At 48.8% G+C, this 26,438-nt stretch carries 22 protein-coding genes; 12 read left to right on the plus strand and 10 right to left on the minus strand.

Annotated features, from left to right (window positions below; all coding sequences use genetic code 11):
- Window positions 1–20: 20 nt before the first annotated feature.
- Window positions 21–1,355 carry a glycoside-pentoside-hexuronide (GPH):cation symporter gene (locus tag K0H61_RS01715; RefSeq protein WP_220051055.1) on the minus strand — a complete coding sequence of 445 codons (1,335 nt, stop codon included), beginning with the start codon at window positions 1,353–1,355 and terminating at the stop codon, window positions 21–23.
- A 16-nt stretch (window positions 1,356–1,371) separates the two neighbouring features.
- Window positions 1,372–2,721, minus strand: a complete 1,350-nt coding sequence (locus K0H61_RS01720; RefSeq protein WP_434086608.1) for a GH1 family beta-glucosidase — start codon at window positions 2,719–2,721, stop codon at window positions 1,372–1,374.
- Window positions 2,722–2,932: 211 nt separating this feature from the next.
- On the opposite strand from K0H61_RS01720, the gene K0H61_RS01725 reads away from it, so the two are divergent.
- From K0H61_RS01725 to mak, 3 genes are read left to right on the plus strand one after another with little or no spacing between them, the layout of a single operon-like run.
- Window positions 2,933–4,183 (plus strand): sugar MFS transporter, encoded by a 1,251-nt coding sequence (locus tag K0H61_RS01725; RefSeq protein ID WP_220051057.1) that lies wholly within the window; start codon window positions 2,933–2,935, stop codon window positions 4,181–4,183.
- 2 nt (window positions 4,184–4,185) lie between these two features.
- Window positions 4,186–6,759: a glycoside hydrolase family 3 protein gene (locus K0H61_RS01730; protein ID WP_220051058.1), complete on the plus strand. Its 2,574-nt coding sequence runs from the start codon at window positions 4,186–4,188 to the stop codon at window positions 6,757–6,759.
- Window positions 6,760–6,784: 25 nt separating this feature from the next.
- A complete protein-coding gene (gene mak, locus K0H61_RS01735; RefSeq protein ID WP_220051059.1) occupies window positions 6,785–7,702 on the plus strand; it encodes a fructokinase in 918 nt (305 codons plus the stop codon).
- 106 nt (window positions 7,703–7,808) lie between these two features.
- Here mak and K0H61_RS01740 read toward each other — a convergent pair whose 3' ends face one another.
- Window positions 7,809–8,690 (minus strand): SPFH domain-containing protein, encoded by an 882-nt coding sequence (locus K0H61_RS01740; RefSeq protein ID WP_220051060.1) that lies wholly within the window; start codon window positions 8,688–8,690, stop codon window positions 7,809–7,811.
- 466 nt (window positions 8,691–9,156) lie between these two features.
- Here K0H61_RS01740 and K0H61_RS01745 point away from each other — a divergent pair, with 466 nt between their 5' ends.
- Window positions 9,157–10,554 (plus strand): DASS family sodium-coupled anion symporter, encoded by a 1,398-nt coding sequence (locus K0H61_RS01745; protein ID WP_220051061.1) that lies wholly within the window; start codon window positions 9,157–9,159, stop codon window positions 10,552–10,554.
- 61 nt (window positions 10,555–10,615) lie between these two features.
- Here the strand turns inward: K0H61_RS01745 and trxC are convergent, their stop codons facing one another.
- A complete protein-coding gene (trxC, locus tag K0H61_RS01750) occupies window positions 10,616–11,038 on the minus strand; it encodes a thioredoxin TrxC (protein WP_220051062.1) in 423 nt (140 codons plus the stop codon).
- Window positions 11,039–11,225: 187 nt separating this feature from the next.
- Here trxC and K0H61_RS01755 point away from each other — a divergent pair, with 187 nt between their 5' ends.
- Together K0H61_RS01755 and K0H61_RS01760 are read left to right on the plus strand one after the other, a co-directional pair.
- Entirely contained in the window at window positions 11,226–11,561 is a 336-nt protein-coding gene (locus K0H61_RS01755; RefSeq protein WP_220051063.1) for an FKBP-type peptidyl-prolyl cis-trans isomerase, read from the plus strand.
- Window positions 11,562–11,665: 104 nt separating this feature from the next.
- Window positions 11,666–12,634 (plus strand): sensor domain-containing diguanylate cyclase, encoded by a 969-nt coding sequence (locus K0H61_RS01760; RefSeq protein ID WP_220051064.1) that lies wholly within the window; start codon window positions 11,666–11,668, stop codon window positions 12,632–12,634.
- 44 nt (window positions 12,635–12,678) lie between these two features.
- Here K0H61_RS01760 and K0H61_RS01765 read toward each other — a convergent pair whose 3' ends face one another.
- The 5 genes from K0H61_RS01765 to K0H61_RS01780 all read right to left on the minus strand — a co-directional run bounded on the left by K0H61_RS01765 (window position 12,679) and on the right by K0H61_RS01780 (window position 18,585).
- The gene (locus K0H61_RS01765) at window positions 12,679–13,083 is read right to left on the minus strand and encodes a DUF1850 domain-containing protein (RefSeq protein WP_220051065.1); all 405 of its coding nucleotides are present in this window, start codon (window positions 13,081–13,083) and stop codon (window positions 12,679–12,681) included.
- 38 nt (window positions 13,084–13,121) lie between these two features.
- Window positions 13,122–15,158 carry a TRAP transporter permease gene (locus tag K0H61_RS01770; protein WP_220051066.1) on the minus strand — a complete coding sequence of 679 codons (2,037 nt, stop codon included), beginning with the start codon at window positions 15,156–15,158 and terminating at the stop codon, window positions 13,122–13,124.
- Window positions 15,159–15,257: 99 nt separating this feature from the next.
- Window positions 15,258–16,214 carry a TAXI family TRAP transporter solute-binding subunit gene (locus K0H61_RS01775; protein ID WP_220051067.1) on the minus strand — a complete coding sequence of 319 codons (957 nt, stop codon included), beginning with the start codon at window positions 16,212–16,214 and terminating at the stop codon, window positions 15,258–15,260.
- A gap of 386 nt (window positions 16,215–16,600) precedes the next feature.
- On the minus strand, window positions 16,601–16,723 hold the full coding sequence (locus K0H61_RS17760) for a hypothetical protein (RefSeq protein ID WP_258405987.1): 123 nt from the start codon (window positions 16,721–16,723) through the stop codon (window positions 16,601–16,603).
- Window positions 16,724–17,076: 353 nt separating this feature from the next.
- A complete protein-coding gene (locus K0H61_RS01780) occupies window positions 17,077–18,585 on the minus strand; it encodes a helicase HerA-like domain-containing protein (protein ID WP_220051068.1) in 1,509 nt (502 codons plus the stop codon).
- A 308-nt stretch (window positions 18,586–18,893) separates the two neighbouring features.
- Here K0H61_RS01780 and ypfJ point away from each other — a divergent pair, with 308 nt between their 5' ends.
- From ypfJ to K0H61_RS01810, 6 genes are all read left to right on the plus strand, one after another.
- The gene (gene ypfJ, locus K0H61_RS01785; RefSeq protein ID WP_220051069.1) at window positions 18,894–19,772 is read left to right on the plus strand and encodes a KPN_02809 family neutral zinc metallopeptidase; all 879 of its coding nucleotides are present in this window, start codon (window positions 18,894–18,896) and stop codon (window positions 19,770–19,772) included.
- Between the two features lie 95 nt (window positions 19,773–19,867).
- On the plus strand, window positions 19,868–20,272 hold the full coding sequence (locus K0H61_RS01790; RefSeq protein ID WP_220051070.1) for an NUDIX hydrolase: 405 nt from the start codon (window positions 19,868–19,870) through the stop codon (window positions 20,270–20,272).
- A gap of 134 nt (window positions 20,273–20,406) precedes the next feature.
- A complete protein-coding gene (gene uvrD / locus K0H61_RS01795) occupies window positions 20,407–22,575 on the plus strand; it encodes a DNA helicase II (protein WP_220051071.1) in 2,169 nt (722 codons plus the stop codon).
- An 83-nt stretch (window positions 22,576–22,658) separates the two neighbouring features.
- On the plus strand, window positions 22,659–23,519 hold the full coding sequence (gene ubiA, locus K0H61_RS01800; RefSeq protein WP_220051072.1) for a 4-hydroxybenzoate octaprenyltransferase: 861 nt from the start codon (window positions 22,659–22,661) through the stop codon (window positions 23,517–23,519).
- 82 nt (window positions 23,520–23,601) lie between these two features.
- Complete coding sequence (locus K0H61_RS01805; protein WP_220051073.1) at window positions 23,602–24,651, plus strand: NAD(P)H-dependent flavin oxidoreductase; 1,050 nt, start codon at window positions 23,602–23,604, stop codon at window positions 24,649–24,651.
- Between the two features lie 349 nt (window positions 24,652–25,000).
- Window positions 25,001–26,107 carry an AI-2E family transporter gene (locus K0H61_RS01810; protein ID WP_220051074.1) on the plus strand — a complete coding sequence of 369 codons (1,107 nt, stop codon included), beginning with the start codon at window positions 25,001–25,003 and terminating at the stop codon, window positions 26,105–26,107.
- On the opposite strand, the gene K0H61_RS01815 is transcribed toward K0H61_RS01810, so the two are convergent.
- Window positions 26,104–26,403 (minus strand): helix-hairpin-helix domain-containing protein, encoded by a 300-nt coding sequence (locus K0H61_RS01815; RefSeq protein WP_220051075.1) that lies wholly within the window; start codon window positions 26,401–26,403, stop codon window positions 26,104–26,106. The genes K0H61_RS01810 and K0H61_RS01815 overlap by 4 nt on opposite strands.
- Window positions 26,404–26,438: the final 35 nt, after the last annotated feature.

The raw sequence follows: 26,438 nt of genomic DNA on the forward strand, positions 1-26,438 counted from the left end.
CACTGGCAGTCCTTTTACTACTATGTAACTGATAGTTTTTGTTTCAGCGTGGAGTTGATTTCAGCAACTCTTTGGTTGTCCAGTGTATATCGTCCCATGACAAAGGCAACTGCTACTGAGGCAAGCGCAGGATACAGGGTGAAACACAGCAGTATTCCCTCTAAGGTTTCTGGGGTTTGAGCTACATCCACCTGATAGCCATAGGCTGCCAGTAACCATCCTGCGAGCGCGCCGCCAATGGCAAGCCCGAGTTTGATAAAGAAGATGATTGATGAGTAAACCAATCCCGTGGTGCGCACACCAGTCTTAAATTGCCCATAATCGACAGTGTCCGCCATTTTGGCCCACAGCAAAGGCGTGCCCATGTTGATGCTAAAGTTCCAAGCTATATAGAGCCCTAGCGCGAGCAGATATTGGTCACCGGGTACAAACCATGCGACAACGCACAGTGCAGCCGCAATCAGCTGCAGACGAATATAGGCTTTGACCTTACAGACTTTGTCAGCCAGTTTTTGTGCCAGCGCAACCCCGACGAGATTGCCTACGACGCCGCTGGTCACGAACACGCTTATCATGTCCTCGCGGCCAAGGAAGTATTTAACATAGTAAATTGCCAGTGTGGATTTGAGGACTAAACCCGTCAGCAAAAATATCGCCGCTGCAGATAACACTCGCCATTGATCATTGGCCCACAGGGCTTTGGTGGCGAGTTTCAGGTTGTCGTTGGAGTCATCAGTGCTAAAATCCCTCTCCTTTGTGCCAGCAAAGCACAGCAAAAACATCACTGTACCCAGTATGCTCATGGCGAAAATCGTCAACTGATAGCCTTTGGCCTTATCTCCATGCCCAAAAAAGTCGACTAAAGGTAAGGTGAGTGCTGTGACGATAAGTCCGCCCAGCATGGCAAAAACAAATCGATAGGACTGCACTGATACCCGTTCGGTCGGATTTGTAGTTAATGCCGCCCCTAGCGCACAGTAGGGAATATTGATGGCAGTGTAGGCCAGCATCAGTAAGGCGTAGGTGATCAGTGCATAGATTTCTTTACCACTTTCACTGAGCGAGGGCGTTGTGAATGCTAATACACTGATGACGGCAAAGGGCAGGGCGCACCAGAGCAAGTAGGGGCGATAGCGACCCCAGCGGCTGCGAGTGCGGTCGGCCAAATAGCCCATCAGAGGGTCGGTTACCGCATCCATAATGCGAACTACGAGAAACATTGTCCCGACAAAGGCCGCCGAAATACCGAAAATATCGGTATAGAAAAACGTCAAGAACAACATGACAGTCTGAAAGATGATGTTGCTCGCAGTGTCGCCTAATCCATATGCGATTTTTTCTTTGACGCTTAACATGGCAATCTCCTTATTATTATTTTTGGCAAACTGCGCGCCTGTGTGAGAGTAGTCCCTGATAGGCCTTTGCGCTCGCCTTAGGGATCCGAGCTTGAGAATCGTAATCTACGTATACCAAACCAAAGCGTTTGCGATAGCCTTCGGCCCACTCAAAATTATCCATCAAGCTCCAGGCAAAATAGCCGCGAACATCGACCCCTTGCTCAATGGCATTGTGCACAGCCAGCAGGTGTGATTGCAGATAATCGAGCCTCATAGGATCATATACTTCGCCATCGACTAACGAATCACGTTCAGCCGCCCCGTTTTCGGTGATGTAAATGGGCGGCAAATCAAATTCCTCAGACAGGCTCTTAAGTAGATAGGTAAAGGCATCTGGGCTGATTTCCCAACCCATATCGGTTCGGGGCACATTATCGACGCGTACCTCCTCAAACCCGAGCTCGCCACCGGCTTGATAAACGGTGCGGGTGTAATAGTTAATCCCAAGGTAATCCATAGGCGCACGTATGATGTCCATATCGCCTGGATGTATCAATGGTCTTTCATGGGGGGCGAGTAAGTTCAGAATATCGGGGTAGCGTCCGAGCATCAGAGGCATTAAATACCAAGTGTTGTGGTATTCATGGGCTAGGCTGGCGGCTTGTAAATCTTCCTCACTTTCGGTCAACGCAAAGCTGGGGCTAAAATTCAGCACTATGCCCGCCAGTGCCTCTGGCGCTTCACGTCGAATGATTTGCATCGCCAGTCCGTGTGCTAACAGTAGGTGGTGTGCTGCTAAGCGACCTTCTTGACGACTCGTGCGCCCTGGGGCGTGAATACCGGCTTCATAACCAAGGAATGCGCTGCAGAAAGGCTCATTGAGGGTTGAATAGGCGTATACCCTATTTCCAAAATGGGTCGTGACAATTCGGGCATATTCTGCAAAGGCATAGGCCGTTTCACGGTTTAGCCAACCACCTTTATCTTCAAAGTGTTGTGGTAAATCCCAGTGATAAAGTGTGACAAAAACTTTAATGCCACGGCGATTGAGCTCATCCAAAAGAGAAATATAAAACTTCAGTCCATCATGATTAATGCTGCCATCGGCATTTATTACTCGTCCCCAACTGATTGAGAGGCGATAAGCGTCAACGCCTAAGGAATCGATGAGTTCAACGTCATCTTGCCAGCGGTTGACATGATCGCAGGCCACTTTTCCGTCAGAGCCGTCGGCAATCTTGCCCTCTGTGGTGCAAAAAGTATCCCAAATACAGGGCTGACGATGTTGTGCATCACCTTCAATTTGAAAGGACGCAGTCGCTACGCCATATAAAAAATCTTTTTGCATCATTGCTGAATCACTCGGCAGAGTGAAAGGCAGAATTGTTGTCATTGTCGTGTAGTTCCAGATCTTGACCCTGTAGCAGTTTACCCTTTTCCAGTCATACGGCTGGTTTAATAGGCTAAACAAGTTGACAAGAGTTAGCATAGTGTTAAAAATGAAAGCGCTTACATTAATCTAATGGCTGAACATTCAAAGGTCAATCATAAAGCTATAAGACCGCAGAAATGACGGCAAAAATCAGGGGATAAAAATGGCTGCGACACCTCTTTCGCAATCGAGTGCTACGCATAATACCAGCGGAGCAAACGGACGCTATGGTTTTGCGTTAACATCGCTTACCAGTTTGTTTTTTATGTGGGGATTTATTACGTGTTTGAACGATATTCTGATCCCCCATTTAAAGGCGGTGTTTGAGCTTAATTATGCTCAGGCAATGTTGATTCAATTCTGTTTTTTCGGTGCGTATTTTCTTGTGTCTGTGCCTGCGGGAGCCTTAGTTAGACGTCTTGGTTACCAAAAGGGCATAGTAGTTGGTCTTTTGACCGCAGCTCTGGGATGTGGACTCTTTTATCCTGCAGCTGTATCGGCAACCTACGGGGTATTTTTAGGCGCCCTGTTTGTTCTTGCTAGTGGGATCACTGTATTGCAGGTGGCGGCGAATCCCTATGTGGCAGCGCTTGGGCCGGTGCAAACCGCTTCTAGTCGATTAACCCTGACTCAAGCATTTAATGCCTTAGGTACCACAGTGGCTCCCGCCTTTGGTTCTGTGCTGATTTTATCTGCCGCGGTGGGGGCTTCTGCTGAGGCCGAAGCTGAGGCGGTAAAACTACCTTATCTCCTCCTGTGTGGCATGCTCATTGTACTGGCAGTGGTTTTTGCATTGTTGAAACTGCCACATTTACATGAGCAGGAAGACCATGTTCAAGGGGCTGCAAAAGTTAGTGCGTTAAGCCATAGGCACTTGGTTTTGGGTGCCCTAGGGATATTTGTTTACGTGGGTGGTGAAGTTGCCATCGGTAGCTTTTTAGTGAACTTTTTAGGTCAACCCCATGTAGCGGGAATGGTTGAGTCTGAGGCCGCGCATTACATTGCCTTCTACTGGGGCGGCGCTATGGTGGGACGCTTTATCGGTGCCGCCGTAATGCAAAAAATTGATGCTGGTAAGGTACTTGGGTTTAACGCGGCGATGGCAGCAATCTTAGTGTTAGTTGCGATCAGCACCGAGGGCATGGTGTCAATGTGGGCCATTCTTGCGGTCGGACTCTTTAACTCTATTATGTTCCCCACCATTTTTAGTCTCGCACTGAAAAACCTAGGACCAGCAACTGCGCAGGGCTCTGGTATTTTATGTTTAGCGATTGTTGGCGGTGCTGTGGTTCCGTTATTACAGGGGCTGCTTGCTGATAGCATAGGTTTATCAAGTTCTTTCATTCTTCCCGTTCTTTGTTATGGCTATATCCTGTTTTATGGCCTGCGTGGTTCTAAGGCTCAGGAGGCCTAAACATGAAGTTAGCGTTATCGATTACGGCTCTTGCCATTCACTGCGTCTTATCTACGGCGGCTATCGCTGCTCCAAATCAATCTGAAGGCATGCCAAAGACAGACCAAAAAATCGAGCTTTGGCCGAAGTCGGTCTATCAGGTGAAAACCGATGCGGCTCTTGAAGCGCGCGTTGCGAAGTTATTGGCGACGATGACGCTTGAGCAGAAGGTCGCCCAACTTATTCAGCCCGAAATCCGAGATTTCAGTGTTGATGAGATGCGCCGCTATGGCTTTGGCTCCTACCTCAATGGTGGTGGTTCATTCCCCGGCAATAATAGCAAAGCCACTGCTGCCGATTGGGTAGCTCTTGCCGATGCAATGTATCAAGCGGCCATAGATGATTCTCAAGATGGTATCGCTATCCCCCCGATTTGGGGGACGGATGCCGTTCATGGCCATGGCAATGTGCTCGGGGCAACCTTGTTTCCCCACAATATCGGTTTAGGGGCTGCCAGAGATGAGGCGCTTATTCGAGACATCGCCGCCGCAACGGCGAAAGAGGTTCGCGCAACGGGGATTGATTGGGTATTTGCGCCAACAGTCGCTATGGTCGATAACCTACGTTGGGGTCGTACTTATGAAGGTTATGCCCGTGATCCTGAGTTAATTCAACGTTATGGTAAGGCTTTTGTTGAAGGCATGCAGGGTCCTTGGGGTGAGCATTGGTTAGATGCAAGCCATACCCTAGCGACCGTGAAGCACTTTATTGGTGATGGCGGCACGACCAATGGTGACGACAGAGGCGATACTCAAGTTGATGAAAGCACTCTGATTGCACGCCATGCTCAGGGGTATTTCGGCGGCTTAGCCGCTGGCGCTCAAACTGTGATGGCCTCCTTTAACAGCTGGAACGGTGAAAAGTTGCATGGCAGCCACTACCTACTGACCGACGTGCTGAAGGGGCGAATGGGATTTGATGGCCTGGTGGTGGGTGACTGGTTAGGCCATGGGTTTGTGCCCGGCTGCGATAACGAACATTGCGCGGCGGCAATCAACGCCGGTGTCGATATTCTGATGGCTCCAGGTGACAGTTGGCGTGCGCTTTATCCGAATACCATTGCGGATGTGAAAGCGGGTGTTATTTCTGCCGAGCGTCTCGACGATGCGGTCAGTCGCATACTAAGGGTCAAAATGCGTGCAGGATTGTTTGAGGCTAAAACCCCATCGGCCAGACCATTTGCGGCAGACCAAGAGTGGATTGGTCATTCAAGCCACAGGTTACTCGCAAGACAAGCTGTAGCTAAGTCATTGGTATTGATTAAAAACAATCAAAACGCTCTACCTATTAAAGCTGGTGCGCGCGTGTTAGTCATAGGTGATGGTGCCGACAATATTCCTAAGCAATCGGGCGGCTGGAGTATGACATGGCAGGGCACTGAGGTAACGAATGCCGATTTTCCTGGTTCAACTAGCATATTGAGTGGACTGCAAAGCGCCTTAGCGGCCACTGGCGGTGAGGCTCGCTTGAGTGTCGATGGCAAAATCCCCACAGGTTTCAGCCCCGATCTCGTACTTGCTGTGATAGGTGAAAACCCCTATGCCGAAGGTAACGGTGACCTCGATAATCTGGAATATCAACGTGGTGACAAGCGTGACTTGGCACTCCTCAATGCTGCTCGCGAGCACAAATTACCGCTTGTGACTGTATTGCTCTCGGGACGTCCTCTGTGGATGAATCCAGAGATTAATGCCTCCGATGCCTTCGTCGCCGCATGGTTACCTGGCACAGAGGGGGCTGGGGTGGCTGATGTACTGGTCGCGGGAAAAGATGGCAAACCTCAGGTGGATTTTAAAGGCACTATGCCATTCCCATGGCCATCTTCTCCATTGGCAGATGGCTATGATGCGGATCTAAAGAGTGACGCTAAGCAGCATCCACCATTATACAAAGTAGGCGAAGGACTTAACTATCAAAGTAAGGTCAGCTTACCGCGCTTGAATGAAGATACAGGCATTAGCGATGTGGATTCTGCAAGACTGGAAATCTTCAATAAGGCAATTAAAGCCCCTTGGCATCTCGCGGTGGGTAACAGTAACGGTATGCACAAAGTGGGGGCAGGATTGTGGCAGCAGGGAGATTGGTCGGTACGCAGTGTGAACCGTTTAGTGCAGGAAGATGCACGACGTTTTACGTTAAATGCGCCAGCCATGGTGAGCTTTAGTGATGATTTTTCGATGGATCTTCGCCGCTTTGATCTCAAGGATAGCTATCTTGATTTTTCAATGGCAGTTGAAAGTGTTGCTGCGGGAGAGATTGCAGTTGGCTTAAGCTGTGAATCAGGTTGTCAGGCGACGGTTCCGCTTGCTAAGCACCTCAAGGCCGATGGTCAGTGGCGTCAAGTCAGTATTCCGTTGAGTTGTTTGGTTGCAAATAGCGATTCCCTGAGACAGGTATTTAGCCCTATGAAATTACATGTAGAGAAAGGCGCCGATTTGCAATTGGCCGATGTGGCGATTGTGAAAGGGAAACCCATCACTGAAGCGCTCGATTGTAACGGCGCATCCATTTTAGTCATGCCTGTGGCGTCTAACTAAGTTTTTCATGGAGTTCAAGACGTTTATGTATCGCATAGGTGTAGATTTAGGTGGCACTAAAATTGAGTTAGTGATGCTCGATATTCATGGCGGCGAGTGCTTCAGAAAGAAAGTGGCGACGCCGCGGGAGTATGACGCTACGCTGGCAGCTTTAGCAGAGCTGATTGGCGAGGCCGAGCAAACCGTCGGGCAAAGTGCCAGTGTTGGTATCGGTATCCCCGGTATTGTGTCGTCGCGCACAGGCTTAGTGAAAAACTCCAATGCAACTTGGCTAAATGGTCGCCCCATGGATAAAGATTTGGGCGCTATGCTGGGGCGCGAGGTGCGTATCACGAATGACGCCAATTGCTTTGCAGTATCGGAAGCCGTAGATGGTGCCGGTGCAGGCAAGAAGCTAGTGTTCGGTGCGATTTTAGGAACAGGTTGCGGTGCTGGGATTGCAATCAACCACAAAGTTCATGCGGGTGGGAATGGAATCGGCGGTGAATGGGGCCACAATCCCTTACCTTGGATGACGGCACAGGAGTTTAATTCGACCCGCTGCTTCTGTGGCAATGCCGATTGTATTGAGACCTTCGTTTCTGGCACTGGATTTGTCAGAGATTTTAGAAGCTTAGGTGGTACTGCGGATAGTGGCATTGAGATTGTGTCACTGATGCAGTCCGGTGATGCTCTGGCTCAAGTCGCATTTACTCGCTTTATTGACCGTTTAGCGCGCTCCTTGGCCCATGTGATCAATCTTCTGGATCCCGATGTGATTGTGCTCGGTGGCGGGGTTTCTAATATCGACCTGATTTATGAGCATTTACCAAAGATTTTACCCCAGTATGTTCTAGGTGGTGAGTGTGAAACCCTCGTGGTGAAAAACCGCCATGGCGCATCATCGGGTGTTCGTGGCGCCGCTTGGCTTTGGGCCCCGGGGGAAGTGAGTCACTTATTCTAGCGACGTAACATATTCGCCGTGTTTGATAGTTTTTCCTATTAACACCGTTTTAAAAGTGTAATAAACAGGAGGTGGCTATCCCACCTCCTGTTTATTTATGCGTGAGCTATTTTTTCGCATCAATAAAGGGCAGGGTGCCTGACGGTAGGACTGTTGTCGGCAGTTTACCGTCCCACTTTTCGGCCTTAGTTAATTCCACCAGATTTTGGTTTTGTGCCAATGCCTCGGCGCGGCTCTTAATGGCCGATGCTTCTGCATCCCCCTTAATACGAATACTCTCGGCTTCGGCCTTTGCGCGGGCGAGCTGCGAGTCTGCCGCCGCTTGTGCTTGGGTTACGGCGATCTGCGCGCTGACTCTTTCTTTTTCGAGGTTTTGCAATTGGGTCTGCACTTCAACTTCGGCGCGCATTCTGTCTTCTACTGATTTCTCGTAGGCATTGGAGAAGTCGATGTTTTCAATTTGCACCGAACTCACTTCAATCGGGCCTTTAACCGATTGGATGATGGCATTAGTTACATCGAGACCGAATTTAATCCGCTCCTGCACTACAGAAATTGCCGTGTATTTACCGAAGATGTTCTCAACTTGGGTGGGCACTTGGCGGTCGAGCAGGCGAGCTACCATGGCATCGATACTCTTGAAGTTAGCATAAACCTCATCGACGCGATCCGCTGGCACACTGTAAGTGACGGATGCACGCAGGGTGGCAGGCTGTTGATCGCGGCTATAGGCCTGAAGTGAGCTATAGCTAGTGGTGTGGGTTTGGGTAGAGATTTTCACGACTGTATCGATGAAGGGAATTTTAAACCCTAGGCCAGGTTCGGCGGTGCCAATGATTTTACCATTACGTAGTACTACGCCACGTTCACCTTGGTCGACTGTGTACCAGCTGCTAAACAGTGAGATGATGAGGATGATTACTAACCCAACAGGGATGAGTGTCATTAGGCTGAACGAACTAGGAACTTTGAAATCATTTCTTATCATTGTGCTTTCCTGCAGTAAAAAGTGCGCACACATGGCATGCACACTGAGAAGACTAAACGATACTAAATACTTTAATTTTTATAGGTTTGGCATTTTAACAAGGGCAAATGTAACTGAAGGGGAGTGCGTGGGCAACAAATTGCTAACAAAGCAAACTTAAGTATTGCCGTTACCAAGGAGCTCTATTGTTTGTTGTCTTAGGGAGGTTGATTCGCATCACAAATTTGTAAGCGTTGTTCAATTACAGTCGCAGCTGCATTTGGGCTGGGATTAGATTTTTTGAAATATTTTTACGCCAGTAGGGATCAAATCAAGGTGATCGGGATCTTGTTAATGCTGTTGTTACTAGGTGCTTCAAACTGATTTAATTTTGTAAGGTGATAAAACGACAAAATAAACTGCTTTGTCTCGTGTGTCCTATGCCTTAAGTTGGCTCAAAAACACTATGGCATAAAAGGTCGTAAACATGTCAGCCCATAAAATTCCTGAATCAAACCCTTCATCAACAGCGAACCTCGGTTTTGATCAGCGCAAAATGCTGATCCTCGCAGCGGATATTGTGCTGCTGTTTGCCCTTTATTACGGTTTGCCCTTCGATCAAGGTGTTAATACGGGACTGGCCATTTTAGTGTTTGCTGGGGTGTTATGGCTGTCCGAGGCGATTCATATCAGTGTGACCGCGATTCTGGTGCCAATTCTGGCGGTGTTCTTTGGGGTATTTGAAACCAAAGAAGCGATGAGCAACTTTGCAAATCCGATTATATATCTGTTCTTTGGTGGCTTTGTGCTTGCGGCGGCATTGCGACATCAGCGGATCGATACCCTGATTGCCCAAAAATTACTGCGTGCTTCTAAGGGAAAGCTCAGCGTTGCTTGTCTTATGCTTTTTGGGGTTACGGCGCTGCTGTCTATGTGGATCAGTAATACTGCGACTACGGCCATGATGCTGCCCCTCGCACTGGGGATTTTGCAGCAGCTTGACCGTAAAACTTACCACAGTACCTATGTGTTCATGCTGCTTGGGATTGCCTATTCTGCCAATATTGGCGGTATTGGTACTTTAGTTGGCAGTCCTCCAAATGCGATTGCGGCGGCTCAAGCGGGTTTAGGTTTTAGCGATTGGCTAAGGTTTGGTATTCCAACCGTAGTCTTGTTATTACCTTTAATGCTGCTGACTTTATATTGGTATTTAAAGCCTGATTTATCGGCGAAATGTGAGCTTGAGGAGACGACACAGACGCTGAGCTTTCAGGGGAAACTGACACTGTTTATCTTCTTTGCCACCGTATGTAGTTGGATTTTCAGTGTGCCACTGGCCAAGATATTCGGTGGAATTAGTCAGTTTGATTCCATCGTCGCACTCAGTGCCGTGGTGCTGCTCTCGGGTCTAGGGCTGGTGGGTTGGAAGAAAATTGAATCGACAACGGATTGGGGAGTGCTAATTTTGTTCGGTGGTGGGTTAACCCTAAGCGCGATTCTAAAGAGTACCGGCACCAGTGTCTTTTTAGCCCATTGGATGACGGATATTTTTGGCAGTACCCATATGTCGTTATTCGTAGTGGCGGTGATTGCCTTTGTGGTGATGTTGACCGAGTTTGCCAGTAATACCGCGAGCGCCGCCCTCTTGGTGCCAGTATTTGCGGCGATAGCGGAGGCATTAGGTTTATCGCCCGTGATGCTTTCGGTGTTGATTGGTATTGCCGCCTCCTGTGCCTTTATGTTGCCCGTGGCTACGCCGCCTAATGCTATCGTTTATGGCTCTGGTCATGTGAAACAGTCAGAAATGGTGCGGGTCGGGATGATAGTCAACTTTCTCAGCATGTTAGTACTGGCCGTTATCGCCCATATGTTTTGGGATGTCTAAAATCATCACTTAGAGCAAATATAAAAATACCCAGCTTAGCTGGGTATTTTTATGAGGAAACTTAAATATAGCTTTTTAGCCACTGATCCAGTGCCGATTTAGGGAAGGCACCAGCTTGCTGGGCAATCACTTTACCCTGTTTAAAGATAATCAGAGTCGGAATCGATCGAATGCCAAATTGCGCTGCAAGCGCCTGTTGCTCTTCGGTATTAATTTTACCGAAGCGGTATTTTCCCGCCCAGGATTTAGCGCTTTCATTAAAGATAGGCGCAAAGCTTTTACAGGGACCGCACCAGCTGGCCCAAAAATCGACAACCAGTGGCAGCTCGGATTTATGGGCATGGTTGATAAAGTTTGCGCTGGTCAGCTCGACGGGCTCAGGGCTCATCACACTGAGTTTGCATTTACCGCAGCTCGGCTGCTCTTGCAGGCGTTCATCTGGAACGCGGTTTAGGGTGTGGCAATGGGGGCAGGCAATTATCATGATAGGGCTCCAGCGCAGTAGCAATAATCAGGATATGGGGATGAGTTCGCGAATTTAAAGGGCGTGAGGGAGAACCCTTTATACCTTCAGAAAATAGCAAACAACACCGACAACGGCTGTCGCCAATGTTAACATTGGCCATGATTGAATGACTCGATAGCCGAGCAACACGAAAGAGATGAAGAAAATGACTGAATTAGAAGTAATTGACTTAGTAGTTGGCGAAGGTAAAGAAGCCGTGAAAGGCGCGTTGATCACCACGCAATACCGTGGTTTTTTACAGGATGGCACCCAATTCGACTCTTCCTATGACCGTGGTCAGCCTTTTCAGTGTGTAATAGGTACTGGCCGTGTGATTAAAGGCTGGGATCAGGGGTTGATGGGAATGAAGGTTGGCGGCAAGCGTAAATTGTTAGTGCCAGCTCACCTGGCCTATGGTGAGCGTCAAGTGGGCGCTCATATTAAACCAAATTCCGACTTAACCTTCGAAATCGAACTACTTGAGGTCTTGACCCGCGATTAATCCGCTCCGGCCAAAACCGAACTGGCTGGCTGATTTTGGGGTGTTACTTAACTGTAGTGTGTTTTACACTTAGCCAACATTGAGTAAAGGGGAAGATACGAGCAGTGTCATCGGAATCCTTGGCAGCATTAGTTGCTCAACAACAGACCGAAATCGAAAGGCTTAAACGTGAGAATGCACGTTTAACGGCCTTAAATCGCCGTGCCGAGGAAAAGCTATTTGCAGCACTCGATGGCAATGGTCTGTGTTTGTGGGAGCAGCATGTTCCCAGCGGCAATCTCACTCTGTTTAATGTTAAGTGGGGTGAGCTGCTCGGGTTTAGTCGCGAGGAGCTTGCTGCCCATGTTGATAGCTGGAAGAGTAAACTCCATCCGGAAGACAGGGATTGGGTTATTCAGGCCTTTGAGGACCATATCAGCGGTAAAGCTGATTACTATCAAGTAGTACATCGTATGTTGCACAAGGATGGTAGCATCACTTGGGTATCCGATAGGGGGCGCATCGTTGAGCGTTTAGCCGATGGTACGCCACTGCGGATGATGGGTAGTCATATCGATATCACCCAGGAAAAACGCTACGAAATTGACCTTGCACGATTGGCCCATAGCGATCCTCTCACCCAATTACTTAATCGTCAGGCCGTGGCGAATGCATTCGAGTCAGCGAATGGCTCAGGCGCACTTTTCTTTATCGACCTCGATGGTTTTAAAGAGTTAAACGATAAATATGGGCATAAATTTGGTGATCAAATTCTTATCCATGTGGCACAGAGTCTGACTATCCATGCGGGGAAGAGTGCCAAGATTGCTCGCCTTGGCGGTGATGAGTTTGTGATTTTATTCGCGACCTCTGATCGGGTATTTTTAGCCTCAATTGCCACGGCCTTGCTGGCCGAATATGAACAGCCATTTTCGATAGAGGGGAATGATGTCGAAATAGGGCTCAGTATTGGGGTTGATATTTTCAACCCTGGAGACAGTTTTTCTTTGAGCTGTGAACGTGCAGATGCCGCTATGTATCAGGTCAAACATCAGGGTAAGCACAGTTATCGTTTCGCGTTAAATCCGGAGTAAACCGTGGTAGTAAATTTGCTCTGTTGAGGTCGTGGCAAGGCTGTTTAAAGAGGAGTGTGCTCGCAGCCCCAGATTTCAACCGCTGCAGTTTGCTTATCTGGTATGCCAACCCAAAGCGCCATCGCCTGACACTTAACCTGACCCGCTTGGTCGAAGCAAATATCATAGTCGCCCGCTTCAGGAGTTCTTCCTAAGCGTAATTTGGGGATTATCGGGAGTGTGGGTTGATAATGCCAGCTGCCATCGCTAAAGACGGCATTATCGGGGATTTCCATGCCCGCACCTGTGCCTTTTACCCTAGCTTTGGTGAGCACTAATCCCTTTGGTAAAATGCGGTAATCCTCTTCCCAGCGAATTTTCTCTATCGTGTGCTGCCATGCCAGCGTGAAGTTGTCCGTGGGCACAAATGCCCACAGACTGCCCGCTAGGCCTAAACATAGACCTAGCATCTGTTTTTCCTATAGGTATTTTTAGCGCTCAAGGATATTTACTCGCTCTGCTCATTATGGCGTTTAAGTCTGCGCGCCCTTAAGCTGTGCTGCACGATAAAGACAAGGGCGAGGCCAAAGCCAATTTCATCACTTAATGGTGTGGCGAGGATCAAACTCGCACCCGCGACAAAGCCCAGTACTCTTTCCCACCAATAGAGATTTTGCAGTAAGTAGCCGGTGAAAATAACGCCCCAAATACCAATGCCGACGGTGGCTTTTATGGCGACAAAACCAATAGCAAGCCAGCTGTCACTTTGCAGCATCAAAGCGGGATCGTAGACGGCCATAAAGGGGATAACGAAACCCGCGATGGCAATGCGGATAGCCCAGAGGCTGATTTTAAGGCCGGACTCCTTAGCAATCGGCGCCGCGGCAAAACAGGCTAAGGCGACGGGAGGGGTGAGGTCGGCCATAATCCCAAAGTAAAACACAAACATATGTGACACGATAAGCGGCACACCTAGGTCGAGCAGTGCAGGTGCAGCAATCGAACTGGTAATAATGTAGTTAGGAATACTGGGGATCCCCATGCCAAGTACCATACAGGTCAGCATAGTGAGCACTAATGATAGGAAGAGATTGTCCTGGCCGATTGCTAGAATGTAGCTGGCAAAAGTAGAGGCTATTCCGGTCAGTGACACTATGCCGATGATGACCCCAACCAGTGCACAGGCTATGCCCACGGGCACCGCATGGCGAGCTCCATCAACGAGGGCCTGCAGGCAAATAAGCAAGGTGTCTTTTCCGCCCTTAATAAACCAACAAATGGCCACTAAGATGGCGATAACACCAAACACTACGGCAATCCCGAGTTGGAAGAAGCCTGCGCATAGCACGCCAAGCGCAATCCAAAAGGCGATTCGCATGGCATTAGACGGCAGTTTTAGGATAATCGCCGAACCTAAGATGACGATGGAAGTTAGCGCTAAGCCCACCATGCCTGAGAAGAGTGGCGTCCTACCCGAGAACAATAGATAGATAAGAATAAACAATGGGATAAGTAGATACCAACGTTCCTTGACCGCCGTCCATGGATTAGGACATTGATCCTTTGGTAGGCCGCATAGGTTGGCGCGTTTGGCCTCTAAATGCACCATCCAGAACACTGAGCTGAAATAGAGCAGAGCAGGAAGCAATGCCGCCTTTGCGATTTCAATAAAGGGCACATTGATGGTTTCGGCCATGATAAAAGCCACGGCGCCCATAATGGGTGGCATAATCTGACTTCCCATACTCGAAGTCGATTCAACGCCTCCGGCAAAGGCGGCGCGATAGCCAAAGCGCTTCATTAGCGGAATGGTGAATTGCCCCGTTGTCACAACGTTTGCAACCCCTGAGCCCGTGATTGTGCCCATCATTGCCGAGGACACTACCGCAACTTTAGCGGGGCCGCCAAGCTTATGGCCAAAGAGCCCCATCGCGAAGTCGGTGAACAGTTTGATCATGCCCGCCTGTTCGAGGAAGGCGCCAAATAGGATAAACAGAAAGATATAGGTCGCCGACACATAGGTGGGTGTGCCGTAGAGTCCTTCGGTGCCGAAGGCTAATTGGTTGATAATCTGATCGACACCATAGCCGCGGTGCATTAAGTCTCCGGGCAGGTATTGGCCGAATAGGCCATAGGCTAAAAAAATGCTGCAAATAATGGGCAGGGCAATCCCCATAACTCGGCGAGCGGCTTCAAAAACCAGCACGATCAAAATAATGCCTATCACCATATCGCTATCGGTTAGTTCACCCGAACGTTGAATGAGATCGGCTTCAAAAATCCATTGATAGGCGGCCGTGGCCATCCCAGCAAGGCCAAGTACCCAGGCAAGGGGCTGCCATGGGCGGGATTTACCTAAGGCGGGGTAACTTAAAAACACTACTAATAATAGAAACCCCACGTGGGTCGCCCGCAGTACTTGGGTGGATACCGGGTGAAAAGCCGCAGTAATGATTTGAAAAATCGAGAAGACAAGCGCGGTATAAAATAGCGCCTTGGGCCAGTCACTGGTTTGCGCGCCTAAGCCTTGTTCGGAATCGCTCATTTATGTATGCCCCACAGCATTAGACAACAGAGGGTAAAGCAGCCCTTGGAAACCTTCCCAAGGGCTTGATTAGAATGATAGTTATCACTGAGTTAAAGCTTAGAGTGCGCCAACTTCTTTGAAATAACGTTCAGCACCAGGATGCAGTGGTGCAGGTAGATTCTTAGTCGCCTTGTCTAAACTGATGGCTTTGGCCGCAGAGTGAGCATTACCGAGACGGTCTAAGTTGGTATACATAAGCTTGGTCATTTGATAGGCCAGTTCGTCAGACACTTCCATTTGGGTAACAAACAGATTTTGAATCGCAACCGTTGCGATATCCGTTGTTTGACCATCGTAGGTTGAAGCGGGGATCACGCCGGTTTGATAGGCTGGGTTGTTGATTTTGGCAACTACGTCCGCAGGGATTTCGACGAAGTTAACCGGCATGGTTGAAGCTAAGTCTCGCAGAGCCGCCATCCCTAAACCCGATGATTGCAATGTGGCGTCTAGCTGACGGTTTTTAATCAGTTCAACCGATTCGGCATAGGGTAAAAACTCCACTTTGCCCAGATCATCGTAACTTAGGCCAGCGGCTTTTAAGATGGCTCGAGCGTTCAGTTCGGTTCCCGATTTAGGGGCGCCAACGGAGATGCGTTTCCCCTTTAAGTCCGCTAAGGTTTTGATGCCTGATTCTTTGTTGGCAACGATTTGAATGTAATTAGGATAGGCTGCTGAAAGAATTCGGATTTTATCTAATGGTTTTTTAAAGCCAGCATCCTCATCCCCCTGGTAAGCTGCGGCGACTGAATCCCCCAATGCGAGGGCTAATTCACCGCGACCCGCTTGTAATAAGTTGAGGTTTTCAACCGAGGCTTTAGTGGCTTGCACTGAGGTTTTCGCCCCTTCGATGCCATTCCCATAGAGCTGTGACAGCGCCACTCCAATAGGGTAATACACTCCACTGGTTCCACCAGTGAGAATATTAATAAAGGCTGGAGCTGCAGCCATAGTTGCAGCGCTGAGCGATAGGGTGAGGGCGGCGCCTGCCATGATAAAACGTTTATTGATCTTCATTGGCTAATATCCTTATTTATTATCAGTTTATATACGGCTTACCTAGGTGGTTCAATCGCTTGCAAATCTGCGTCCATTACTTATATACCTAATTTTGTGCAAAATACAGGCTTCAACTGGAGTAAGTTTCGCCAGAGTACGATTGTCAGAAAGCGGGTCACGTGGGCTAAATTTTTGTTATCTATTGAATGTGTTAAGACAGCAAGATGCATTAAGACCTTAACAAAATCCTTGGGCTTTGTGGATGTTGCTTTAGTCTAAGATACACCAGAGTTGGTAAGCCTAAAGCAGTGTTACGTAGGTGGTTAACCATAGAAAATAAAAAGGGCTAACCTGAGTTAACCCTTAATTGGAATATTGAAGGCGCACCCTAAAGTGCCACAATATTATTTGACGTTGTCGAGGAGACCTTTGGAAGCATTTTTAGCGTGCTTTGCAGCTCTTTTCTCCTTGATCGTCATTAACGGCTTTTTCTTGGCTTCTTTGCGATTTTTTTGCTCTTTACTCATAGCTAACTCCATGTACACATGTGGTTGTTAATTAGTGGTTGTCAATCAGGCTAATCATGTAAGCCACTGCATAAACCCGTTTCCATGACGTCCTGATAGAAGCTAAAACAAAACTCTAGAATTACAATGCTTTTAAATCTCATCTATTTAAAACAATTAGTAATTTATTTGAATTAATTTGCCTCTCTGAGCCCTACTCGCAAAATAATCTTATCACCTAAAACCTGACTAAGATCCACTGCCTTCTTAGAATAATTCACGCTAATGCTAGTGCCAGTTTGTATATAAATTGTGCGATATAGTTCACTGTTTCCATAGTCTAATTTAAGTTCTTAATATGGGCTGGTTACCCACTATTTACGCCCAGATTTCCCCATTATGCCGCCGAGTAACCCCCGTAGAATTTGTTTACCTAACTGATTACCTACGGTGCGAGCGGCTTGCTTAGAGAGGGTTTCGGCCAGACCTTGGCGGCGTTTATTGCCGAATATCAGCTCGCTAAACCAGTCCTGTTCTTCCTCTTTGGGTTGTTTGAGAACACTGGCAGGTGCGGTTGGAGTGGGTTCTGTCGCTTTGCCATTTGTGTTTTCTGTATGGCGCTGGTTCAGCATTTCATAGGCGGATTCGCGATTGACTAAGTTGTCGTACTTACCTCCGATGGGACTCTGTGAGCGAACCTGTTGCTGCTCTTCGGGTGTTGCGGGCCCCATTCGGCACCGAGGTGGTGAAATTAAGGCGCGTTCCACCATAGTAGGTACGCCCTTGTCGGCTAGGGTTGAAACCAAGGCTTCACCCACGCCAAGTTGGGAGATGACCTCGCTCACTACGAGTTTGGGATTCGAGACAAAGGTTTCGGCGGCGGTTTTAACCGCCTTCTGATCCCTTGGTGTGTAGGCTCTAAGGGCATGTTGTACGCGATTACCCAGTTGACCTAAGATTTCATTGGGTACATCGTCGGGAAACTGCGAGCAGAAATATACGCCGACACCTTTCGAACGGATAAGGCGCATGATCTGTTCTATGCGCTTTAATAGGCTTGCAGGGCAACCCTCAAACAGCAGGTGGGCTTCGTCGATAAAAAACACTAGCTTGGGTTTTTCTAAATCGCCCACTTCGGGCAGGTTTTCAAACAGTTCCGACAGTAACCAAAGAATACAACTGGAATAGAGGTTAGGGGTGAGGATGAGCTTATTGGCGGCAAGTAAGTTAATCATGCCTTTTCCTTGGAGGTTGGTACGCATCAAATCATTGAGATCGAGCGCGGGTTCTCCAAAAAAGTCTTTACCGCCATCCCGTTCTAAACCGAGCACTGCGCGTTGAATCGCCGCTAGTGATTGTGCACTGATAAGCCCGTATTTAGCGGATATTTGTTTACGTTCATCGGCGACAAGATTGAGTAGCGCCCTAAGATCATCGAGGTCTAGCAGTAGTAAGCCTTGATCGTCGGCGAGTTGAAACACAATGTCTAAAATGCCGCTTTGGGTATCGTTGAGTTCGAGAATACGCCCAAGTAAGGTGGGACCCATTTCACTGACTGTGGTTCGCAGAGGATGACCAGCCTCGCCGGCTAAATCCCAAAATACCACGGGATTCGCTTCCATTTGATAGTCTTCGATGCCGATATCGGCGGCGCGTTTGAGCAGTTTATCATTGGCAGAGCCCGCTACGGCAAGGCCAGAAATATCCCCTTTGATGTCGGTTATAAACACTGGAACCCCTTGGCGGGAAAATCCTTCCGCAATGCTCATTAGGGTGACGGTTTTACCTGTACCTGTGGCGCCAGCAATGAGACCGTGGCGGTTAGCATATTTGAGATTGAGCAGAACCTGTTGCTCGCCTTTTCCGAGGAGTAGAGTGTTCAAGGGGCTGTCCTTAATTGAATCAAAGGAGGGGAAATCCTGTTAACTATTAGCCTATTGAGTGTTGGTCTTGGATGCGGCTCTGTCAAATGGCTCAATGAATGATTTAGCTGGGGATTTAGTGACTCATTAACGAATTGATGGGGGATGAGCATACCCTTGCCGAGACCAATCACATTGATTATGTTAAGCATGAAAATCCAGCTTAGGCCAAAATGCACTTATATGCAGGATGGCTATTGGTTTGAATTGCGATGCTAAATTACGGCTAAAATGAGAGTTCCTCTGTAATCATTGTGGTGGGCACGGCGATGCGTTGGCGAGATACGGATAAAAGTTCGAACATTGAGGACAGACGGGATCAGCAGATGGCTTCGGCGGGTGTGCCGAGTGCATTGCTGATGCGACTATTGCCTTTTTTACTGCGCACTAAAATCGGTCGCATAGTGTTACTGCTTGGCGGCGCTTATCTAGCCTTCCAATACTTTACTGGTGGTTATTCCCTCGAACCCAGTAATACCTCAGGCTTTAGCCAGTCTCAATCTGCATCAAATGGACAACTGCAGGATGAGAACGCCCAATTTGTGGCGGCGATTCTTGGCACGACCGAAACTGTGTGGAATCAATTGCTCAAAGGGCGCTATGTGGATCCCAAGTTGGTACTGTATCGCAACATGACCTCGACGGGTTGCGGCATGGGGCAGGCGCAATCTGGCCCCTTTTATTGCCCCGCCGATAGTAAGGTCTATATCGATTTAAGTTTTTTAGAGGAGCTTAAAAAGCTCGGCGCCCCAGGGGATTTTGCCTTCGCATATGTGATTGCCCACGAGGTTGGCCACCATGTACAGAATCTGTTAGGTACTAATGCCAAGGTGCGTCAGGCGCAGCAAGCCACTGACAAGGTCGGTGCCAATCAGCTTAGTGTGGGTCTCGAGTTGCAGGCCGATTGTTATGCGGGTGTTTGGGGACATTATGTCGATAAGCAGCTCAATTTACTCGAAGCGGGCGATGTGGATGAAGGGATTGCTGCCGCCAGCGCCGTAGGGGATGATCGCTTACAAAAAATGGCGGGGCGGGCGGTGCAGCCTGAGGCCTTTACCCATGGTAGCTCGGCGCAGCGCATCAAGTGGTTTAAGGTCGGTTTTGCCTCGGGCGATATCGCCAGCTGCAATACCTTTACGGCGAAATAACGCGAGCTTTGCGTTTAGCTGAATTAGATCGTTTAACTGAGCAAGATCGTTTAACGGAAAGTCCGTTTAACCGAATAAAAAAATAAGGGAAATCTGTGGCCTTTAACGACACCTTTAGATTAAGTAGCCATGGGGTGATAACCAACGAACAAGGCCAAATCCTGCAGCTTAAGGCAAATTATGGCAATTCTGCTTGGGGACTGCCTGGCGGCGCGTTAGAGCCAGGCGAGACCATCCATGAAGCACTAATGCGCGAGTGCCGTGAAGAGCTTGGCCTTGAGGTTAACATTAACTATCTCAGCGGCGTTTATTATCACAGTCATTACCAGTCCCAAGCCTTTATTTTCCGCTGTGAATTACCCCAAGATGCAGAGATTAAATTGAGTGAGGAGCACAGTGAGTTTCACTTCTTCGAAATCCATGATTTGTCGGCCATTCAAAGGCAAAGGGTTGAGGATTGTCTTAAATTTGATGGGGTCGTAAAGAGTGCTAAGTTCTAATGCTCGACGTGTTAGTTATCTAATTTTTATATAATTTATCCCTTAAATTACTCTCCTTACTGCTGACCTCAACTCCCTGCACGCTAAGCGTGCTAATTCTGTTATACTGCGCCATCGATTTTTTGGAGGCGAGAATGGACGTATCTTCTTTACTTGACGGCCTAAATGATAAACAGCGTGAAGCCGTAGCGGCACCGCAATCTAGCATGTTAGTGCTCGCGGGCGCAGGCAGTGGTAAAACGCGGGTATTAACCCACAGAATCGCGTGGTTAATGCAGGTCGAACAGCAGAGCCCTTACTCAATTTTAGCCGTGACTTTTACCAATAAAGCCGCAGCCGAAATGCGTGAACGGGTGGAGAAGGTCGTTGGCGCCAATATGGGGCGCATGTGGATAGGGACTTTCCACGGTTTAGCCCATCGTTTGCTGCGCACTCACTTCCAAGATGCGGGTCTGCCGCAGAGTTTCCAAATCCTCGACTCAGACGATCAGGTGCGTTTGCTTAAGCGTATTCTTAAAAGCCTAAATTTGGATGAAAAACAATATCCACCGCGTCAGGCACAGGCCTATATCAACGGCAAGAAAGACCAAGGTCTTCGTCCTAAGCATATAGATGCGGGTGGCTTTCCGATTGAGCAAAATCTGCTGAAGATTTATCAGGTTTATCAAGAGTCCTGCGATCGCGCAGGTCTGGTCGATTTTGCCGAAATCCTGCTGCGCGCCCATGAACTGTGGCTCAATAAGCCGCATCTGCTCGCCCATTACCAAGAGCGTTTTAAGCATATTTTGGTGGACGAATTCCAAGACACCAACGCGATTCAATATGCGTGGATTAGAGTGCTGGCTGGGCAAACCGCCAATGTGATGATAGTGGGTGATGATGACCAATCGATTTACGGTTGGCGCGGCGCCCAGGTCGAAAACCTGCATCGCTTCCTACAGGATTTCCCAACGGCAACCACCATTCGTCTCGAGCAGAACTACCGTTCTAAGGGCAATATCCTGAAGGCGTCTAACGCCCTTATCGCCAATAACCCTGAGCGTTTAGGTAAAGAACTCTGGACGGACGAAGCCGATGGCGAGCCAATTTCCCTTTACTGCGCCTTTAACGAAATGGATGAGGCCCGTTTTATTGTCGGTCGCATCAACGATTGGCATGAAAAGGGCGGTAACTTAAGTGACTGCGCGATTTTGTATCGATCAAATGCCCAGTCGCGGGTACTTGAAGAAGCCTTATTACACAAAGGCTTAGCCTACCGAATCTACGGCGGCCTGCGCTTCTTCGAACGCCAAGAAATCAAAGACGCTATGGGTTATATGCGTCTTATCAGTAATAAAAACGACGATGCCGCCTTTGAGCGGGTCGTCAATACACCGCCGCGCGGTATTGGCGATAGAACCTTAGATATTTTGCGCTCGACCGCTCGGCAGCAGGAACTCACCCTGTGGCAAGCCTGTTTACGCTTGCTGGATGAAAAGGTGCTAGCTGGGCGCGCTGCCAGCGCGGTGCGTGGCTTTATGGATTTAATCGTCACTATGCAGGAAGACACCCAGGATATGGCGCTCTATCGCATGGCCGATACCGTTATCCAAGCCTCGGGTCTTAAGGCGATGTACGAGGCGGAAAAGGGTGAAAAGGCCCACGCCCGTATCGAAAACTTAGAGGAATTGGTCACAGCAGCACGCACCTTCGAAATGCTAGAAGAGCTTGAGGATATGGGCGAGTTAAATGCTTTCCTATCCCATGCGGCATTAGAGGCGGGTGAGGGTCAGGCCGATGCCTTTACCGATGCAGTTCAGCTAATGACACTGCATTCGGCCAAGGGACTTGAGTTCACTATGGTGTTTATGGCGGGTGTCGAAGAGGGGATTTTTCCAAGCAAAATGGCACTTGAAGAGGGCGATAGACTCGATGAGGAGCGCCGCCTGTGTTACGTAGGTATGACCCGCGCGATGGAAAAACTCTATATCACCTACGCCGAATCCCGCCGTATCTATGGCCGCGAGGATTACGCCCGTCCGTCGCGCTTTATTAAGGAAATTCCGCCGCAGTTCGTCGATGAAATCCGCCTAAAGGCGCAGGTTTCAACGCCCATGGCGAACAATCGCTTTAGCACCCAAAAATCGGCCGCGGCCAACGACACTGGCTTTAATGTGGGCCAAGGGGTGATGCATCCGAAATTTGGCGAAGGCAAAGTGACTAACTTTGAAGGTAGCGGCGCTCAAGCGCGGGTGCAGGTGAATTTCCATGACTTTGGCAGTAAATGGCTGGTCGTGGCCTACGCCCGTTTAGAAGCGCTCTAACACAAAAATACGATAAGAATAGCGACCCGCTTTAACGAGTTAAGGCCATGGTAGCAGTAAAATAGGTTTGGAGTAGTTAGTTAATGAATTTAAAGAAAAAGTGGGATGTGTATTCCCGTCTGACTCGACTCGACCGTCCGATTGGTACTCTGCTCCTGCTCTGGCCTTGTTTGATGGCCTTGATGCTGGCAGCGGGAGGCATGCCGGATCTTAAGGTGCTGATCATCTTCATTATTGGAGTAGTTATCATGCGCGCCTGCGGCTGCATCATTAACGACTACGCAGACCGTAATCTCGACGCCCATGTGGAGCGCACTAAATCTCGCCCCCTTGCCAGTGGCGAGATCAGTACTAAAGAAGCCTTAACTCTGTTTGTAATCTTAGGTTTATCGGCATTTGGGTTAGTGTTAATGCTCAATGCCTTAGTGGTCAAACTCTCAGTTGTCGGCATTATCCTCACCATCATTTATCCCTTCACTAAGCGGGTCACTAACATGCCGCAGATGTTTTTAGGGGTGGTGTGGAGTTGGTCGATTCCCATGGCCTATGCGGCGCAAACAGGCGAAGTGCCCGTGGAAGCATGGTGGTTATTTGCGGCGAACTGGTTTTGGACCGTTGCCTACGACACTATGTATGCCATGGTTGATAGGGACGATGATTTGAAGGTCGGGATTAAATCGACTGCGATTCTGTTTGGTCGATACGATCGTCAAATCATAGGCTTATTCCAGCTTGCCGCGCTGTTGTGCTTTATCGCCGCGGGCTGGACTGCCGACCGAGGCTTGCTCTACGGTTTAGGGTTGCTAACGTTTGTTGGCTTTAGTACCTACCAGCAAATGCTGATTTTTGGCCGCGAGCGTGCGCCTTGTTTTAAGGCCTTCCTCAATAATAACTGGGCTGGATTGGCACTGTTTATTGGTCTAGGTGCCGATTACCTATTTTAATTTTGTGTCATCATTAGGCGTTGTTCGCGACTAGTGGGTGAGTCGCTCGCGGTAAAAAGCATTAATTCAAAGGAGGTGAAGTATGCCGTGCCGATTAACGCAATTATTTGGGATCCCATTGCCGATTATTCAAGCGCCTATGGCGGGCGTACAGGGAAGTGCGCTTGCGATTGCGGTATCAAATGTGGGGGGCTTAGGCTCACTGCCCTGCGCCATGTTGTCCCTCGACGCGCTCGAAACAGAGCTTAAGCTTATACGCCAGCATACCAGCAACCCTATCAATGTTAACTTTTTTTGCCACAGCGAACCGCCAGCTCAAGTGGATAAACAGGCGGCTTGGCTTGGGCAACTCGCGCCTTATTTTTCACAGTTCAATCTCGACCCCAACACGCAAAATACTGGGGCACAGCGCACTCCCTATAGCAAGGCGCAGGCAGAAATCTTAGCCAAATATAAACCCGAGGTGGTGAGTTTTCATTTCGGTTTACCCAATGATGATCTACTGCTTGAAATCAAATCTTGGGGCGCTAAAGTCATCTCAACTGCAACCACAGTTGAAGAAGCGCTCTGGTTAGAGGCGCGTGGCGTCGATGCGATTATCGCCCAAGGACTTGAGGCCGGCGGCCACAGAGGGCACTTCTTATCCGCTGATTTAACTCAGCAGCTAGGGACTTTTAGCTTGTTACCGCAAGTTATCGCAGCGGTGAATATTCCCGTAATTGCCGCGGGCGGCATTGTCGATGCGACTACCGTGAGAGCAGCAATGGCGATGGGGGCATCGGCAGTGCAGGTCGGCACTGCATACCTGCTTTGCCCCGAGTGCAATACCAGCGCGATTCATCGACGCGCGCTGCAAAGCAAAGCATCGCAGCACACAGCTCTGACCAATTTATTTTCAGGCCGTCCCGCCCGCGGCATTGTCAATCGTTTTATGGATGAGATGGGATTTATCAACGATGCCGTACCCGACTTTCCTCTGGCGTCAAGCGCGGTTGCGGGGCTTAGAAGCGTGGCCGAGAGCAAGGAACTGGCTGACTTTAGCCCCCTATGGTGCGGCCAAAATGCGACTGGCTGTCGAGCCATCCCCGCCGCCGAGCTAACCAAGCAATTAGCATTTGGTTTAAGGTTCTAATAGATTTTGGTAGTAAGGGTAATTTACTCATTTCGGTATTTACACTATTACGAAATAGCTAGGGAGAATGGAGGGTAAAGTGCGTAAGCTGATTTCCGATTTCACTAAACCCGCTAACCTCATTAAAACTAACGACAGCGAATTAGATGCGCTAGATAACGGGCCCTAAGGGTATGGAAGGTTGTTTATTTTGTATGACCTAATTGAAATCAGCTAACGATTTGAATTAATGTCATGCCCATGGAATAGGGGCGAAGTTTTTCGATCCTAAAAGGCATTAATCCCGATGGTGAGTGTTCCCTTACCGACGCTGTTGTATCCATTATTGGATTTCCGAGGAGTTTTACCCATGGCACAGATTATCAGCAATGCCGCGGTTGGTCGTACCCTATTGATTTTATTGCTGTGTGCCGGTGTGTTCTTCTTTGTCGATTTTTTAGTTCCCGCCCTCGCTGCGCTGATTGTGTGTTTTTCCAGTTGGCCCTTGTATCAAAAGCTATTAGATAAATGCGGTGGTCGCTCGACACTCGCTGCCAGTATCGCCCTTGTGCTTATCATTCTCGGACTGATTACGCCACTGACCTTGGTACTTTCCTACGCATTACAGGAAATTCGTACTTGGATTGAATGGTTAGTTTATGCCAATCAGCACGGTGCCCCCGTTCCGACTTGGATAACAGAGCTGCCGGGAGTGGGTGAATGGTTAACTCTGCAATGGCAACAATTTATTGGCGAGCCCCATGAGCTTGGCAAGATTGTAAGTGCCGTTAGTGGTCAGAATTTAAGTGGAATTTCCCGTTGGGTGCTGCAATTTGGCTGGAATACCTTAGGTTTATTGTTGACGCTCCTTTTTATGCTGATCACACTGTTTTTCCTCTATAAGGATGGCGAGTCTGTTGCTAAACAGGTCGATATTGTCGGTGAGCGCATCCTACCCGTGCGTTGGCACCGCTTTTCGCGGGTTGTACCTGCAACGGTCAGTTCGACTGTGATTGGCATGACGCTTATTGCCATTGGTGAGGGGATTGTTCTTGGGACAGCCTATTGGATTGCCGGTGTGCCCTCTGCCGTGGCACTTGGGGTGTTAACCGCCTTTATGGCGCTGGTGCCAGGTGGAGCACCGACTATGTTTACCCTAATTTCCATCTATTTAGTGGGAACAGGTAATATGACAGCCGGTGTGGGTTTATTCCTTTGGGGCAGTATTGAACTCTTTATTGTCGATAAAACCCTGCGACCTAACTTAGTGGGTGGGCCGATAAAGCTTCCTTTCTTACCGACTTTCTTTGGTTTAATTGGTGGGGTGAAAACCATGGGGTTTGTCGGTTTGTTTGTTGGCCCCGTGCTTATGGCGCTGCTGGTGGCAATTTGGCGAGAATGGTTGCACGATGCGCCCGAGATAACAGCAACTGACTCAGCATCAGAGGCCGACATAAGCCGAGATTCAGCGCTTTAATCCTTAGCTTTGAGCTTGAGGGTTTGTTTGCGTTCTACGGTATAAAACCACCAAGGTTTGGGATCTTCCCCATCCATAAAGCGGGTGATAGAGATAAAGGTATCCAGCATACAGGGATCGTGGGTTTGGCCTGTGATGCTATTGAGTCTTTCGTAGAGTTGATAGGGATTTTGACCGATCAACTGTTCAGGCTTGGTTAACCCAAGCTGACGTAAATCTTCGGCACAGGCTGCGCCAATATTCGGTAGGTCAGTTAATAACTTCACCTCGGCTCTAATGACTTTAGAGGGATGCACTCTGAGTTCCTTGATTGCAGATTAATATAAAACAT

Source organism: Shewanella acanthi (assembly GCF_019457475.1).
Taxonomy (GTDB): Bacteria; Pseudomonadota; Gammaproteobacteria; order Enterobacterales; family Shewanellaceae; genus Shewanella; species Shewanella acanthi.

Bases quoted from the DNA above. Each gene is read 5' to 3' on its own strand.
- K0H61_RS01775 (WP_220051067.1), bottom strand. From the start codon at position 16,214: ATGAAGATCAATAAACGTTTTATCATGGCAGGCGCCGCCCTCACCCTA.
- K0H61_RS17760 (WP_258405987.1), bottom strand. From the start codon at position 16,723: ATGAGTAAAGAGCAAAAAAATCGCAAAGAAGCCAAGAAAAAGCCGTTA.
- K0H61_RS01810 (WP_220051074.1), top strand. From the start codon at position 25,001: ATGGCACAGATTATCAGCAATGCCGCGGTTGGTCGTACCCTATTGATT.
- uvrD (WP_220051071.1), top strand. From the start codon at position 20,407: ATGGACGTATCTTCTTTACTTGACGGCCTAAATGATAAACAGCGTGAA.
- K0H61_RS01805 (WP_220051073.1), top strand. From the start codon at position 23,602: ATGCCGTGCCGATTAACGCAATTATTTGGGATCCCATTGCCGATTATT.
- ypfJ (WP_220051069.1), top strand. From the start codon at position 18,894: ATGCGTTGGCGAGATACGGATAAAAGTTCGAACATTGAGGACAGACGG.
- K0H61_RS01725 (WP_220051057.1), top strand. From the start codon at position 2,933: ATGGCTGCGACACCTCTTTCGCAATCGAGTGCTACGCATAATACCAGC.
- K0H61_RS01745 (WP_220051061.1), top strand. From the start codon at position 9,157: ATGTCAGCCCATAAAATTCCTGAATCAAACCCTTCATCAACAGCGAAC.
- trxC (WP_220051062.1), bottom strand. From the start codon at position 11,038: ATGATAATTGCCTGCCCCCATTGCCACACCCTAAACCGCGTTCCAGAT.
- ubiA (WP_220051072.1), top strand. From the start codon at position 22,659: ATGAATTTAAAGAAAAAGTGGGATGTGTATTCCCGTCTGACTCGACTC.
- K0H61_RS01765 (WP_220051065.1), bottom strand. From the start codon at position 13,083: ATGCTAGGTCTATGTTTAGGCCTAGCGGGCAGTCTGTGGGCATTTGTG.
- mak (WP_220051059.1), top strand. From the start codon at position 6,785: ATGTATCGCATAGGTGTAGATTTAGGTGGCACTAAAATTGAGTTAGTG.
- K0H61_RS01755 (WP_220051063.1), top strand. From the start codon at position 11,226: ATGACTGAATTAGAAGTAATTGACTTAGTAGTTGGCGAAGGTAAAGAA.
- K0H61_RS01715 (WP_220051055.1), bottom strand. From the start codon at position 1,355: ATGTTAAGCGTCAAAGAAAAAATCGCATATGGATTAGGCGACACTGCG.
- K0H61_RS01770 (WP_220051066.1), bottom strand. From the start codon at position 15,158: ATGAGCGATTCCGAACAAGGCTTAGGCGCGCAAACCAGTGACTGGCCC.
- K0H61_RS01740 (WP_220051060.1), bottom strand. From the start codon at position 8,690: ATGATAAGAAATGATTTCAAAGTTCCTAGTTCGTTCAGCCTAATGACA.
- K0H61_RS01730 (WP_220051058.1), top strand. From the start codon at position 4,186: ATGAAGTTAGCGTTATCGATTACGGCTCTTGCCATTCACTGCGTCTTA.